15 protein-coding genes are annotated in these 14,076 nt (G+C 40.4%); 6 read left to right on the top strand and 9 right to left on the bottom strand.

What is annotated here, in order from left to right; genetic code table 11:
* Positions 1-308 precede the first annotated feature (308 nt).
* The 4 genes from ptsP to CJ483_RS19460 form a co-directional block, all read right to left on the bottom strand.
* Positions 309-2,024 (bottom strand): phosphoenolpyruvate--protein phosphotransferase, encoded by a 1,716-nt coding sequence (gene ptsP / locus CJ483_RS19475; RefSeq protein ID WP_120036785.1) that lies wholly within the window; start codon positions 2,022-2,024, stop codon positions 309-311.
* A complete protein-coding gene (locus tag CJ483_RS19470; RefSeq protein WP_120036783.1) occupies positions 2,021-2,287 on the bottom strand; it encodes a phosphocarrier protein HPr in 267 nt (88 codons plus the stop codon). The genes ptsP and CJ483_RS19470 overlap by 4 nt, the downstream gene beginning before the upstream one ends.
* A gap of 420 nt (positions 2,288-2,707) precedes the next feature.
* Positions 2,708-3,481: a YhfC family intramembrane metalloprotease gene (locus CJ483_RS19465; RefSeq protein ID WP_120036781.1), complete on the bottom strand. Its 774-nt coding sequence runs from the start codon at positions 3,479-3,481 to the stop codon at positions 2,708-2,710.
* Positions 3,482-3,657: 176 nt separating this feature from the next.
* Positions 3,658-4,593 carry a cation diffusion facilitator family transporter gene (locus tag CJ483_RS19460; protein WP_120036779.1) on the bottom strand — a complete coding sequence of 312 codons (936 nt, stop codon included), beginning with the start codon at positions 4,591-4,593 and terminating at the stop codon, positions 3,658-3,660.
* A gap of 216 nt (positions 4,594-4,809) precedes the next feature.
* Between CJ483_RS19460 and CJ483_RS19455 the strand changes: the two genes are divergently transcribed.
* Positions 4,810-5,001: a hypothetical protein gene (locus CJ483_RS19455; protein ID WP_120036777.1), complete on the top strand. Its 192-nt coding sequence runs from the start codon at positions 4,810-4,812 to the stop codon at positions 4,999-5,001.
* Positions 5,002-5,041: 40 nt separating this feature from the next.
* Here the strand turns inward: CJ483_RS19455 and uvsE are convergent, their stop codons facing one another.
* Positions 5,042-6,013: a UV DNA damage repair endonuclease UvsE gene (gene uvsE / locus CJ483_RS19450; protein ID WP_120036775.1), complete on the bottom strand. Its 972-nt coding sequence runs from the start codon at positions 6,011-6,013 to the stop codon at positions 5,042-5,044.
* A gap of 121 nt (positions 6,014-6,134) precedes the next feature.
* Here uvsE and CJ483_RS19445 point away from each other — a divergent pair, with 121 nt between their 5' ends.
* On the top strand, positions 6,135-7,316 hold the full coding sequence (locus CJ483_RS19445; protein ID WP_120036773.1) for a DHH family phosphoesterase: 1,182 nt from the start codon (positions 6,135-6,137) through the stop codon (positions 7,314-7,316).
* Between the two features lie 94 nt (positions 7,317-7,410).
* Complete coding sequence (locus CJ483_RS19440; RefSeq protein WP_120036771.1) at positions 7,411-7,785, top strand: nucleotide excision repair endonuclease; 375 nt, start codon at positions 7,411-7,413, stop codon at positions 7,783-7,785.
* A gap of 153 nt (positions 7,786-7,938) precedes the next feature.
* Here CJ483_RS19440 and CJ483_RS19435 read toward each other — a convergent pair whose 3' ends face one another.
* Positions 7,939-9,042, bottom strand: a complete 1,104-nt coding sequence (locus CJ483_RS19435; RefSeq protein ID WP_259455722.1) for a M14 family zinc carboxypeptidase — start codon at positions 9,040-9,042, stop codon at positions 7,939-7,941.
* A gap of 379 nt (positions 9,043-9,421) precedes the next feature.
* Between CJ483_RS19435 and CJ483_RS19430 the strand changes: the two genes are divergently transcribed.
* Together CJ483_RS19430 and CJ483_RS19425 are read left to right on the top strand one after the other, a co-directional pair.
* Complete coding sequence (locus CJ483_RS19430; RefSeq protein ID WP_120036768.1) at positions 9,422-9,622, top strand: cold-shock protein; 201 nt, start codon at positions 9,422-9,424, stop codon at positions 9,620-9,622.
* 130 nt (positions 9,623-9,752) lie between these two features.
* Positions 9,753-10,175, top strand: coding sequence for a DUF2306 domain-containing protein (locus CJ483_RS19425; protein ID WP_342754381.1), 423 nt, complete (start codon positions 9,753-9,755; stop codon positions 10,173-10,175).
* Between the two features lie 106 nt (positions 10,176-10,281).
* Here CJ483_RS19425 and CJ483_RS19420 read toward each other — a convergent pair whose 3' ends face one another.
* Positions 10,282-10,956 (bottom strand): superoxide dismutase family protein, encoded by a 675-nt coding sequence (locus CJ483_RS19420; RefSeq protein ID WP_120036766.1) that lies wholly within the window; start codon positions 10,954-10,956, stop codon positions 10,282-10,284.
* A gap of 167 nt (positions 10,957-11,123) precedes the next feature.
* Between CJ483_RS19420 and CJ483_RS19415 the strand changes: the two genes are divergently transcribed.
* Positions 11,124-11,438: a hypothetical protein gene (locus tag CJ483_RS19415; RefSeq protein ID WP_120036764.1), complete on the top strand. Its 315-nt coding sequence runs from the start codon at positions 11,124-11,126 to the stop codon at positions 11,436-11,438.
* A gap of 187 nt (positions 11,439-11,625) precedes the next feature.
* Here CJ483_RS19415 and CJ483_RS19410 read toward each other — a convergent pair whose 3' ends face one another.
* Both CJ483_RS19410 and pdxA read right to left on the bottom strand, forming a co-directional pair.
* Positions 11,626-12,996 carry a GntP family permease gene (locus tag CJ483_RS19410; RefSeq protein ID WP_120036762.1) on the bottom strand — a complete coding sequence of 457 codons (1,371 nt, stop codon included), beginning with the start codon at positions 12,994-12,996 and terminating at the stop codon, positions 11,626-11,628.
* Between the two features lie 66 nt (positions 12,997-13,062).
* Complete coding sequence (pdxA, locus tag CJ483_RS19405; protein WP_120036760.1) at positions 13,063-14,076, bottom strand: 4-hydroxythreonine-4-phosphate dehydrogenase PdxA; 1,014 nt, start codon at positions 14,074-14,076, stop codon at positions 13,063-13,065.

Genomic DNA, 14,076 nt, shown 5'->3' with positions numbered 1-14,076 from the left:
TAACTCTTTCTGATAATTATATTAACACAATTTCTTTTATTTTCATGCAAATTATTTAAATAATAATAATATAGAAAATCTATTCTATATGCTCTATTCTCGAAAAATTTAATGGAAATAAATCTATACATGCATAATAATTCACCATTTATAATATTCTATATATTTTAAATTTTCACTCCCGATAAAATGAGCGGCAGTCAAATGGAAAATAGGATTAGCACAAATAGAAACAACAGAGAAAAACCTCCAAACTAAAAAGGAGGTTGCCGGAAAGGGCAACCTCCTTTTTAGTTAACTTTCTTTTCTCATAAAAAATGGGTTCTTACAAACTGTTCTACCTCTTCGGCTGTATCCATTTGCAGCACTTCTTCCACTCTCTCACTAATGGATGCTTTTGATAAGCGAGAGATAATGCTTCTAGCTGGTAAAATAGATGACGCACTCATACTGAACTCATCAAGGCCGAGACCAAGCAAAATTGGGATAGCCGCTTCTGTGCCTGCCATTTCTCCGCACATGCCTACCCATTTTCCTTCTTTATGCGCAGCATCAATTACCATTTTAATCAAACGAAGGATAGCTGGATTATATGGCTGATATAGGTAAGCTACCCGTTCATTCATTCTATCTGCAGCCAAAGTATATTGAATTAAGTCATTGGTGCCTATGGAGAAGAAGTCAACTTCCTTCGCAAAAATATCTGCCATTACAGCAGATGAAGGAATCTCTACCATCATTCCGACTTCGATGTTATCAGAAACAGTGATTCCTTCTTGTTGCAGCTTTTCTTTCTCCTCTAACAAAACTGCCTTCGCCTGCCGAAATTCTTGAAGCGTGGCAATCATCGGAAACATGATTTTTAAATAGCCATAGGCGCTGGCACGAAGAAGTGCACGCAATTGTGTACGGAACATGTCCTGCATCTCTAGACACAAGCGAATAGCCCGAAAGCCTAAAAACGGATTCATTTCTTTCGGCAAATCTAAATACGGCAATTTTTTGTCCCCGCCAATATCAAGAGTCCGGACAACAACCGATTTTCCCTCCATGCGTTCAAGGACTTTTTTGTAAGCTGTAAACTGTTCTTCTTCCGTTGGCAACTGGTCACGTCCCATATAGAGAAATTCAGTACGGTAGAGGCCAATCCCTTCTCCCCCATTTTGAAGAACACCGGCTACATCCTCAGGTGTGCCAATATTAGCAGCCAACTCCACTCGACAGCCATCTGAGGAAGCTGTTGGCACATTTACAAGCTCAGCAAGCTCTGCTTTATATGCTTCATATGCCGCCTTTTTCTCTTCATACTCTTTAATAACAGTCAACTCTGGATCAATAATTACCTTTCCCTCTTGACCGTCAATAATCAGCATCATGCCATTTTCAATATCATTCAGCGCTGTTTTTGTACCGACAACGGCTGGAATTTCGAGGGAACGTGCCATAATCGCTGAATGGGAAGTGCGCCCACCAATATTAGTTGTAAAGCCCTTGACAAACTGTCTGTTTAATTGAGCCGTATCTGACGGTGTCAAGTCCTCTGCTACAATAATGACTTCTTCAGAAATTAAACTCGGATTCGGTATCTCTACTCCAAGCAAATGCCCGATAACCCGCTTTGTTACATCACGAATATCTGCCGCGCGCTCTCTCATATATTCATTGTCCATGGATTCAAACATGGAAACGAACATATCCGATACTTCTTTCATGGCAAATTCAGCATTAATACCTTCTTGGTTTATTTTATCCTTTACTGGATTAAGCAGTTCAGGATCATTTAAAACAAGTGTATGCGCTTCAAAAATAGCAGCCTTATCTTCGCCGAGCGTTCCTGCCGCGTGTTCTTTAATTTTTTGCAGTTCACCTATTGATTTCTCAATTGCACGATCAAAACGTTGAACTTCTGATCCTTTGTCAAGTACTTCCTTCTTTTCTGCGACCAGATCAGGTTCTTCCAAACGAAAAGCCTTTGCAATCGCAATTCCTGCAGAGGCTCCGATTCCTGTTAACCATTGATTCATTTAGCTAATCCTTCTTTTTCCAATACTTCTGTGATTGTTTGCATAGCTTCTGCTTCATCCGCACCAGATGTAGTTATTTTCACTTCAGCACCAGAAGGGATACCGAGAGACATAATACCGAGAATAGACTTTAAATTTACACTTTTTCCATTATATTCAAGACTGACATCCGCCGAGAATTTGCTCACAGCCTGTACCAAAATACTTGCCGGACGTGCATGAATTCCTGCTTCATCTATAATTGTAAATGTTTTTTCCATTATCTCATCAATCTCCTTTACACAGTTAATGTAAATTAAATCATACCATTTTTTTTATTTTGTCAAAACAATTAGCACTCGCATAAAAAATTTTCTAATTTTATAAATACTTTATATATGCACTCCCCCTGAGGCACAGACTCATACCGGATAACAGTAAAATCATCCAATACGAGCATCCTTCATCCTCCTTATAAAGCATCGCTTGTCAATCATCGCCTTCTTTCCCGGTGATTCAGGGGTACATTTATTTTTTTATTGTGCCACGCACTTAGAGTTCTTCCACTAGTATGATCAAATCTGGCTTTACAAGTCCTATAAAAACAAACCTGGCGTATATTGGGCAGCTTTTTACTCATTAACGATTATTTGTTCTATTTTCTCACACTGATTGGGTGAAGCTCCCCGTCCATTTACTTCTTCTTACTTAAAATGCAACTTCAACTGGCGAATAATATAAATAGACAGCAAAGCAAAGGCTGCTACTAATCCTTCAATAATCCAAATGCTTGTAATCGTACCTACCTGGTAAAGTGCAACGAAGAAATCAATGAAAAGGTGAAGGCCGATGGCATATAATACATACTTAAACTTGCCGCTCCGTACTCCAAGCAGTACCATCACCGAAAACATAATCTGCATAACAATGGCTCCTGCCCGCTCTATACCAGCCAGCAAATACGATCCAAAATTGGTTTCGATTATCTGCATTTTCAACTGGCTTATCTGCTGTGAAGGCAGTACACTAAGATTAGTTTCAAATGTGCCATTATTAATCATGATTGCATATACAAGTGCATTAACTGCTCCGACGGCACCAATTAGCACTGCTTCTATTCCTCCATGGCCGATGCCAAGGGACACGCCATCGCCAAATTCACGGCTGCGTTTTAACACCAATAAAAAAACAAAATAGCGTCCTAGTTCCTCAAACAATGCAGCTGCAAGTCCTCCATACAAAGCATAGGCAAAAGGATTATCCGTCATTTTCAAGGAAGGGCCCGAAGGATCAATCATCGTCGCATGCAGTCCTCCTTCGAGTATTTGTGCAAATATGATAAATACTCCTACTCCCGCCCAAAACACTCTCCAAGAAAATTTTCCTTTTATCCGCCAATAAATAAGTAGAGCTGTCGGCAGTAAGATCGAAATGAGTAACTGAAAAATCATTCCCGCAAATGCATAGGATCCAACCATATATATCACTCCTTATTATTATCATTATTAATAATGATAATAAAATAATCTGATATACAGATCAATCCTCTTTTAGAAAATTATTCATCATCCTGTAAGAAAAAAGCGAACATATGCTATTGATACACGATGAAACTCTTTGCAATTAAGAAGGCGGTTCTATAGGAACCGCCTTCTTAATTGCAGTGATCTCCTTTACATGGATAATCAGAAAAGTCAATTTGAATCGTTGTATGTTCAATATGAAAGTCATCATGTAGTTTCTTTTGGATTTCCTTGAGCAGCGGCTGTCCTTCTATATCTGGACTAGTGACTACGTGACAGCTTAATGCAGGAAAGTCAGAAGTGATCGCCCATACGTGCAAATCATGAACATCATCGATCCCAGGCAAACTAAGCAGGGCCTCCCTCACTTGCAAAACATTAATGTTTTCCGGTGCCCCTTCCATTAAAATGTGGAAAGAATCCTTTGTGACCCGGATGCCGCTTATAATAATCAATATAGCAACAATAACACTCGCAATTGGATCAGCCAAATTCCAGCCAAAAAACATAATCATTAAAGCAGCGGCTATCGCTCCTACCGAACCGAGCAGATCTCCAAGAACGTGTAAAAAAGCACTGCGAACATTTAAGTTTTCGTCTTTGTCTCCTCTCATTAGAATATAAGCCGCTCCAATATTCACTAACAGACCAATGACCGAAACAATCAGCATGCCAATGCTCATTATTTCTGGAGGAGTCATAATCCTCTTGTACGCCTCAATAAAAATATAAACCGAAATAGCAAGCAAGGTGAGGCCGTTAATAAAAGCAGCCAGGATTTCAAACCGCTTGTAGCCAAATGTCTTCGATAGCGTGGCTTCTTTTTCACCAAATTTTAAAGCCAAATAACTGAGGCCCAAGGCTGCCGCGTCGCTCAGCATGTGCCCCGCATCCGACAGCAATGCCAAGCTGTTTGTCAAAATTCCTCCCACCACTTCTACGACCATGTACGTCGCGATTAACATAAATGATAGTTTTAACGCTTGTTTGTTATTTGTTGAGTGATGGTGATGTCCGTGCCCATGGCTATGGCCATGATTGTGACCGTGACTGTGTGAGTGTCCCATTACATACGCTCCTTTATATGAATATATGATCATATACTTATATTATTTCAGACATACCTCTTTTGTTCAAGCTTTTTGTTAAAATATTCAAAAATTATTACAAGAACAGGTTATTTATTGTTTTAAAAAAGTATAGTACCCCTCCCCTTTTTGGATAAACAGGATTTAACATTCTTTTTGCGGGAAGAATAAACACTAAAAAGGAGGTTGGTCTGTTTGAAGGACGAAGATAAACAAATATCAGAAGGATTAAATCAAATTTTTGAGATTATTAATGCTAAAGGTGATGAAGGAGAGCTAAAGAGAATTGTCGGTAACGGCCATGAAGACAGCTTTGTATGCAGCGATGAGCTGTTTCATAAGGATTTAAGAGCCATTGTTGACGATACTATGCGTGAGAACGAATAGGCGAAAGGCCGGACACTTCAAGAGGTGTCTGGCCTTTCTGTTAGGTAATATAAAAGCTGGATCCATCCATGATTGTTATATCCGGCTCACCTCTGACCGCTTCTATTAACGTAAACAAAGCGTCATCTTTTCTCTTTGCTTCAATCATTATATCTATTTGAGAAATGCTTCCTTTTACTTTCCGCAAAAATTCAAGTAATTCCGTCTTGTTAATAAAATCCGCGTGGGCTTTGAAGTCTTTCTCTGATCTCGGGCTAGAAATATGCATCTTCAGTGGAAGCTTGGCACTTGTCCAGGTGCTAACAACTCGCTTCCAATCCTCTTCCCAGGTTTCTCCTTCTTCATGGTTCGCCCGATGATGATGGTAATCAAAAACAAAAGGAATGCCTATTTTTTCACAAAGATATAACGCATCCTTTACGGTAAAAGTAGTATCATCATTCTCCAGCATAATCATCTTTTGCAAAGACGGAGGGATGAGTGCCCAATTATGGATAAATTGTTCAAGTGCTTTTTCTTTATCTTTATATCCTCCGCCAACATGAAGAACACAGCGATGTTCAGGATCGATTCCCATTCCTTCTAATAACTTTTTATGCATAATAAGCGTTTTTAAAGCCATTTGAAAAGCTTCCGTATTCTGTGTGTTCAAGACGACGAAATGTTCGGGATGAAAGTCAATCCGCATAGTCGGATGTTCATCTAAATAATCACGAATAGCTGCTAGATTTTCTTTTAAAGGCTTTATAAAATTCCAATCCGGCAAATCCGGATGATTAGCGAGCGGGATTAATTTGGAGCTAAGTCGAAAAAAGTGGATATCATTTGCCGCATTGTGCCTCAGAAGCCGCAAGCAGTTCATTATATTCGAAGCCGCAATTCTTTCGAGCTTTCTAATAGCCGCTTCCCTGTCCTTTATCTTGATAAATTGTGTATGAGTCATCGTTTGAGAAGGAGAGCTGTTTTTTACATTCATGCTCATCGCTGCATAACCAAGACGGATTAATGTCATCTTTTACACCCCTTATTCAATAGTTTTACCCTACTTTTTCGTAAACTGAGCTGCAATGAGTGTTTTTATACTTCAATTTTCTCTCTTTGGGTAACATACTAAATACAGTGAGGTGAAGGTAATGTACAAATTGTTAACACACAATGATTTAGACGGCGTCGGCTGTGGCATTCTAGCCAAGCTTGCCTTCGGAAAGGAGGTACAGGTCCGCTACAATTCCGTATCGGGTCTTGACTATGAAGTAGCATGGTTTTTAGAACATCAGGATAAGAAAACTTCTTTACTTATTACTGATTTATCTGTTAATGATGAAAACAAAGAAAAACTGAATGAATTTTATCTGGCCGGCGGGAAAGTGCAGTTGATTGACCATCATAAAACGGCTCTTCACTTTAACGAGCATGAATGGGGACACGTTGTCGTTGAAGATAAAGAAGGAAAACTAACTTCTGCTACTTCATTGCTTTATGAGTATTTGCTGGAACAGGAGCTAATGGAGCCCTCTAGTGCAATTGCTGAGTTCGTAGAGCTCGTCAGGCAGTATGATACATGGGAATGGGAAAAAAATGATAACCAGGAAGCACGCAGACTGAATGCTCTTTTCTTTTTAGTATCAATAGAGGAGTTTGAAGAAAGAATGATGAGCCGGCTTCGTTATCATGATCATTTCTTTTTCGATGAATTAGAAGAAAAAATATTAGATATGGAAGATGACAAAATCGCCCGTTACATCCGCCGGAAAAGACGGGAACTTGTGCAAGCTAAAGTTGGAGAGCATCTGGCAGGAGTCGTTTATGCGGAATCATACCATTCCGAGCTCGGGAATGAGCTCGGGAAGGACAACCCCCACCTTGATTATATTGCGATCTTAAATATCGGCGGAAAGCGGCTCGGCTTTCGCACAATCCATGATCATATCGATGTCTCAGAAATAGCCGCCCACTATGGGGGCGGCGGTCATGCGAAAGCAGCCGGTGCTTCTATGACAGAGGAAGCCTACAGACAGTTCGTCACGGAAACGTTTCACTTGATGCCGCTGCGGGAAGATGCCAGAAGAAACCGCTACAATGTAAAAGAGTCGTCATTCGGTTCCCTTTATGAAAGCCGGTCTGGAGAGACTTTTCTTTTATATGAGGCGGCTGAAAATAAATGGACGATTAATCGCGAAGGCACCATTTTACCAGAAGCTTTTCCGGACTTTCAAGCAGGGGAAAACTTCTTAAAGAGAACCTTTGAGGCTTCGCTTGCCAGAGATGATGTTTTTGTCCATTATCTGCAGAAGCTGGTGAATAAAGAAAAGTAACCTTAAACGGCGAAAATTTGTGAAATTATCAAAGGAACAGTAGCTTTTCTTGGCATTTATGGTACGCTTTATAGAGGAATAGGAGCGATTGCAAATGATAAAAATTGAAGTACCTCAACCAGATCTGACCATTATAAAAAAGAATTCTGAAGGAGACACGAGCGAAGCGGCAATAGCCAGAGAGTATGGCTTTATTGACTATCACAAAATCGCCCGTGATAAAGGGGGCATCTATATGTACTATGATGCTCGCGACGAGTTAATGTTCGTTGGGAAAGCAAGAAAATTAAGGATGCGCATCCGTAAAAGCTTTGAAGACACAGCTTCTCCGATTAAACTGCATAGAGATGACGTCTATAAAATTGAAGTCTGCTATGTGAATGATCCAATGGAACGGGAAATTTATGAAACGTATATTATTAATCAGTTTCAATCGAAATATAATATCGAGAAAGTATTTTTCAAATAATACTCTCACAAAAAAGACAGCCAGAGGAAGACTCCTCTGGCTGTTTCTTTTATCCCAATTACTCCCACAAACCTTCTCTATTTGGGCAGAATTGGTACTTTTGATTTTACATTTTGTAATAAGCGGCCTAACGATCAGCAGAAAAGCTCTCTATTAATAGCCAGCAGGGATAATCCCAGTGTCTGTCTGATAACCAGCAAGCGGATACGCTGGAATGCCTTCCCAGCGGTTAGGGTTCGCGTTATTTACCTTTCCAGAAGCAATTCCTTCAAGAAGCGCTTTTAACCCTAAATAATTTTGCTTGGTTAAATAACCATTTGATTTTTGTCCAAGGCCACCCTCCCTTGTATTCCCTTTTGTCTCAAAGAAAATCGCTGGATTGCTATGCCTTGTCGGATTAAGATTGTTATAGTTCAAGCCGAGCATCATAGCCGAAACTACTCCGCCCTTGATATCAATTTCGTACCTCTGATCGCCGCTTCCCACTTGATAGCGATCAATGTGTGTATATCCATAGTCTTTTAGCGCATCATAGACATATACTTGCATTTGACGGGTAACCTCATTGTAATTTTTCACACTAGGCAGTGTTGGACCGTTTGGAGCAAGCGATACACCAAGCGACATCGAAGTTGACTCGTTTGTACCGTATACCGTCTTAAAGCCTTGATGATGCAGATCGACCGCATAATCAGGCTTTACATCCGCCCAATACTTATAAAATGCTAACGATTCTTTTGCTTTAAATCCATTCTCTGACCAATCACGGTTTAAATCGATCGTTAATGGCTTGCCCTCTCCGCTTAGCTTTGGCTCCCCCTTTTCATACAGCGTTGTTGTCCGCGTATTCATGATGCTGCCGTCCGGGTTGTACATTGGAATGGCATAAATGGTTACATTGTTCAGGATTTCTTTTACATCCTTTGCCCCGCTGCTGCCAAATGTTTTTAGCAAGTCCAAAACAGCCCGTGTTGTCAGCTTTTCATCTCCATGAATTTGGGCCTGTATCCAAACCTTAATTGGGCCTGTCCCAACTTTTGCCGCATAAAAGCTTCGATTCTGTTCACTTTTTCCATACTTATCTAAAGTAAGTACTTCTACCTTTCCTTTGCTGGTCTGCTCAATGTCCTTCAACACCTTAATCATATCCTCATATGTAACAAGGCTGTTCAAATTCATTTCTCCGTTAGTAGAAGGTCCACCAGGCACTGTTTCTGCTGCCGTTGCAGCAGATGAAAACCCTGTGGAAAATAGCAAAGAAATCCCTAAAAAAATACCACAAATTTCCTCAAAACATCCCCCCCATCACTTTTATAATACGTCCCCATTATACTTAATTAAATATTCTGATAAATCAGTCGAATAGACGATTTACCCTTGACTTTCCACTTTAAAATATAGGAATAAAGTCTGGAAAAGGCAGTTTTCGACAGTTTTTACTCACTAAAAGCCTTCACTTGGCGAATATTGCCGAGAAATCACTTTCTCCTTTTCTTGCCTTCTTTAGCAGTGTCTGTTATGTTTAAAGAGAATTATTTTTGTTCGAAGAAAAAGGAAAGTTAAGTACTTTTCGTCTAATGAATTTGAGCAAGGATAGTACCATTGATGTGCTTTTCGCACAAGAGGAGGATACAAAATGGAACACGGTAAAGTAAAATGGTTCAATGCAGAAAAAGGATTTGGATTCATCGAGCGCGAAGGCGGAGACGATGTATTTGTTCACTTCTCAGCGATCCAAGGTGAAGGCTACAAATCTTTAGACGAAGGTCAAGCAGTTACTTTCGAAACAGAACAAGGCCAACGCGGCTTACAAGCGTCTAACGTTCAAAAAGCATAATTATTGCCTAGATGCTCATTTAACTAAATAGAACAGTAAAATTCTGCTCTAAACAAACAAGCAACTCACCTTCAATCTTCTATTTGAAAGTGCAGTTGCTTTTTTGATGTTCATATGAAAAGGTGATCTTTTGTTTTTATTTATTTTAACAGTCCATATCGTTACGGGCTTTATTTGTTTATTTACAGGGCTATTTGCTGGCTTTTCTAACAAGAAAAAAGGGAAGCATACGATCTCCGGTGAAATTTATTTTTGGTCCTATGCACTTTTTTTTCTTTCAGCTCTCATTATGGCCATTACTCATTGGGAAGAGAGTGCCTACCTCTTCTATATCGCCCTCTTCTCCTTTTCATTTGCTTTAATTGGTTATTTTTCTGTGAAGAAAAAGAAAAGAAATTGGCTAAACCGGCATATCGCTGGAATGCTCGGCTCCTATATTGGAATAGTTACAGCCACACTTGTTGTTAACAGCCCGCACATTCCTTTTTTAAATGACATTCCCATACTCGCTATTTGGCTGTTGCCAACGATGATTGGCACCCATTATTATTAAAATTGGAAATAAGTATACGCCAAATCGAAAAAAGATAGCGAGCTAACTAACAGCATAATAAAGGCCTTCCCAAATCCACAAAAGATTGGGAAGGCCTTTATGTTTATCATTGAGTGCTTATAACCCCACAAGCTATGCGGGTGCCTGCATCACCAGCTGGTTGAGATTCGCCATCATCTGCCTTTTCGTGAACAACAAGAGCTGATCCGTCTTCATCTATTAAAGAATGATCTTCTCCACTGTTAAGTGTTACCTCTTTTGCAATCATTTCTGCTTTTACTGTTCCATCTTTCTCTACATTAAGATTTGGCAAGTCGCCGGCATGTGGTCCCTTTTCGTGATTCATTCCATGGCTGGCATTCGTTGGGTTAAAATGACCACCTGCTGATTCAAAGTCCGGTTTTTCACATTTTCCGGTTTCATGAATGTGAAATCCATGCTCACCTGGTGGCAAATTCGAAGCCTCCACCTTAATGGATACCCCTTCATTCGTTTGTTTCAGTTCAGCTATCCCTACTTTTTTCCCCTCGCTATTTTTTAAATCAATCACCTGGGAGTCATTATCTTCTCCATCATCAGAAATGGGCTCATCCGGAGATGTAGGGGCCTGTTTTTCAGTAGAGGTTTCTTCACTTGGCTGTTCTTCTGTGGCTGTGGAATTGTTTTCAGATGTCGTTTCGCCATTTTTTTGTTTGTCTGCTGCCTTATCCTCTCCACCGCCGCATGCACTGACAATTAGCATGACCGCTAAGATGGAGAAGAAAAAGAATATTTTTTTCATACTCATCCTCCCTTTCTAGAAATTATGTACACATACACTCACTTTACACAGGTAAGAACTTCTTTAAACCTCTTTACTCCATTTTCATTCATTCGACCTAAGTCTTCAATTTTTTATAAATGATTAATTTTGAAAAAATAAGGTAAAGTAAAATGAGGTGATCATATATGAAACAAATACAAGATCTGGGCGAGATCATGAGCCTCGTTCGGTCTCAACAAGAAAAAGAAAAAATCTTCATTTCTCAGCAGGAAAAGAATCTTTCCGATATGTCACTTGGAGATGAAGACACGGGAGGAGCAGCTATTGAAATCGAGGTAAAAATATTAATGCCTGAAGAAGCTGTCTATTTTGACAAGGTGTATACTCACTCTATTGAATATGAGGAGGCCGTATCACAAATCAAAGAATTTGAACAATTGTCCGCTCTGCAGAAAATCAGTCCCGAGGATATGGAAAAGAAGTACAACACCCCATCATAGAACCAAATACAAAAGGAGCGCTCTTTAACAAGAGACGCTCCTGTACGGCTGGTAATTATTTACGTTTGCCACTATTTACTATCCAGCCGTTCTATTTCTCATTCAATATCTTCATTTAAAAATAAAATATTTCTCTTCAACCCGAAGCAGCTCTTCATGATATTTTTAGCCAGCAGCAATCAATCTCTTAAACAAACAAATTAGCAATGAGCAGGGACACCAGAGCAGTTAACCATGCTAATGTTGTCGGAACAGACCAAACGAGTATTTGCTCTTTTACATTTTTAATGCCAAGCATCCGGTTAACCACCCAAAATAAACTATCATTAAAGTAAGAGAAAATCATCGCACCAAGTGCAGCTGCCTGAGCTGCGAGCGCCATATTGATATCCAGATTCGCCACAATAGGCGCGGAAATGGAGGCTGCTGTGATCATCGCTACTGTTCCGCTTCCTTGAACAAGACGGACAAGTGTCGCAATGAAAAATGGAATTAAAATAGCTGGTAATGGCAAAGAAGCAATTTGCTGGGCAATATAATCTCCGGCTCCACTTTCACGAAGCACTTGCCCTAACGCACCACCGGCTCCTGTCACAAGTAAAATAATACCGGCTGTGACCATTCCTTCCTCCATGCGTTCAAGTGCCTCCTCACGCTTCATATGTCCTGCCAATGCATAAATCGCTGCCACCAATGACAGTCCTACAGCAATGATTGGCTGACCTAGGAATAACAAATAGTCAATCCATCCTCCCTTGATCTCCATCGCACTTAATGTTGTATTAATAAAAATTAAAACAATCGGCAATAAAATAGGCAGGAATGAACGAAATAAAGAAGGTAACTCTTTGCTTCTTTCAGCTGATAATTCCAAAAACTCCTGATAGGCCTGTGGAGCATCTGGACGGACAAAATCTGCCCCTTCTTCAGCAGGAAGCTGGTAAATTTTCTTGCCAATCCACTTGGCATAAGTGACACCAACAATAATGATTGGAACGGCAAACACTAACCCCCAAGCAATCATTAAGCCAATATCCACTCCGAAAATACCCGCTACACCCAGTGGTCCTGGCGTAGGTGGCACAGCATGATGCGTAGCAGCCAGCCCGATGGCCAATGCGACTCCAAGTGTGACAACAGACTTTCCTGTTTTGCGGGAAAGCGCCTTAACTAATGGATTTAAAATAACAAATGCTGAATCGACAAAGATAGGAATAGACACAATATATCCGGCAATGGCCATCGCCCATTCTTCTTTTTTCTTTCCGACAAGTTTAATTAAACTGTAGGCGAGTCTCTCTGCTGCACCCGATACTTCCAAAATCCGGCCGATCATTACGCCAAAACCAATAACAATCCCAATCGATCCTAACGTACTTCCAAACCCTGCAGAGATTGTTTCCGCTACTTTAACCGGGTCCATCCCACCAATAATTCCAGTTAAAGAAGCTCCGATAATCAAAGCTAAAAATGCATGAATTTTTGTTTTTAACACAAGTATGATCAATGCGGCTACACCAATAATCAATCCGACGATCATTTGCGTTTCTGGTGTCATCCTCTGCAACCCCTTTCAATATAGGTAAAAAGAAAGGGAGAATCCCCTCTCTTTTGGTTCTCTCTATTAAAGCGACTCGCGTGTGAATTTTGGTGCGTACTGTGCTGCCAATTTAATGCATTCTTCCATACTGACACTGGAAGCAATATTTTTCCAAGCGATATCAAATGCCGTTCCATGATCAACTGATGTACGCAAGAAAGGCAAGCCGTTTGTAATAGAAATCGTACGATGAAAATCTGTCATTTTAGCAGCGATATGTCCCTGATCGTGATACAAGGATAGAACGGCATCATATTTGCCATTTAACGCCTGGAAGAAAACAGAATCTGCCGGCACTGGTCCGTAAGCGTTAATTCCGTCTCTTTTGGCCGCTTCGATTCCCGGTCCAATTTCTTTTACTTCTTCATCACCAAACAAGCCGCCTTCTCCGCTATGTGGATTTAATCCAGCCACTGCGATCGAGCGATTCTCAATTCCAAGACGCTGCAACGCTTGATCACATCGGATTAAATAGTCATGAACGCGTTCTTTTGTCATCTGAGTAATCGCCTCTTTTAAAGACACATGACGGGTTAAGAAAAAGATACGCAGACTGCGCACTTCAAACATCGTTAACGGATCTTTGGAATTCGTCAGGGATTCTAGCATTTCCGTATGACCGATAAATGGTACATTCGCAGCTTTCAACGATTCTTTATTAATCGGTGTAGTAGCAAGAGCGGCTACTTCCCCATCCATCGCCAGCTGAACGGATTTTTTAATATATTCAAAAGCTGCTTGTCCACATTGAGCCTGGACCTTCCCAGGTTGAAGAGCCTTTGCATCAATGTTTGCCAAATTCAATACATCAATTGTGCCGAATTCATATTTCCCCTCTGCTGGCGAAGACACTTCATTTACTTTCAAATTAGTTTCTGTTACTACAATCGCTTCGCGTATGGTTGCTGCATCACCAACAACGAGGGGACGGCACATAGAATAGATTTCCTCTTTGGCTAATGATTTTACGGTAATTTCCGGTCCAATCCCGGCTGCATCTCCCATAGGGATAGCGATAATTGCACGTTCTATTGTCAT

It is taken from the genome of Bacillus sp. PK3_68 (genome assembly GCF_003600835.1).
Lineage (GTDB): Bacteria > Bacillota > Bacilli > Bacillales > Domibacillaceae > Pseudobacillus.
Note: the sequence above shows the minus strand (reverse complement) of the source record. Positions and strands in the feature narration are given on the sequence as shown.

Coding starts and splice junctions, on each gene's coding strand:
- ptsP (WP_120036785.1), bottom strand. CDS start 2,024: ATGAATCAATGGTTAACAGGAATCGGAGCCTCTGCAGGAATTGCGATT.
- CJ483_RS19465 (WP_120036781.1), bottom strand. CDS start 3,481: ATGGTTGGATCCTATGCATTTGCGGGAATGATTTTTCAGTTACTCATT.
- CJ483_RS19460 (WP_120036779.1), bottom strand. CDS start 4,593: ATGGGACACTCACACAGTCACGGTCACAATCATGGCCATAGCCATGGG.
- uvsE (WP_120036775.1), bottom strand. CDS start 6,013: ATGACATTAATCCGTCTTGGTTATGCAGCGATGAGCATGAATGTAAAA.
- CJ483_RS19445 (WP_120036773.1), top strand. CDS start 6,135: ATGTACAAATTGTTAACACACAATGATTTAGACGGCGTCGGCTGTGGC.
- CJ483_RS19440 (WP_120036771.1), top strand. CDS start 7,411: ATGATAAAAATTGAAGTACCTCAACCAGATCTGACCATTATAAAAAAG.
- CJ483_RS19430 (WP_120036768.1), top strand. CDS start 9,422: ATGGAACACGGTAAAGTAAAATGGTTCAATGCAGAAAAAGGATTTGGA.
- CJ483_RS19420 (WP_120036766.1), bottom strand. CDS start 10,956: ATGAAAAAAATATTCTTTTTCTTCTCCATCTTAGCGGTCATGCTAATT.
- CJ483_RS19415 (WP_120036764.1), top strand. CDS start 11,124: ATGAAACAAATACAAGATCTGGGCGAGATCATGAGCCTCGTTCGGTCT.
- CJ483_RS19410 (WP_120036762.1), bottom strand. CDS start 12,996: ATGACACCAGAAACGCAAATGATCGTCGGATTGATTATTGGTGTAGCC.
- pdxA (WP_120036760.1), bottom strand. CDS start 14,076: ATGACAATAGAACGTGCAATTATCGCTATCCCTATGGGAGATGCAGCC.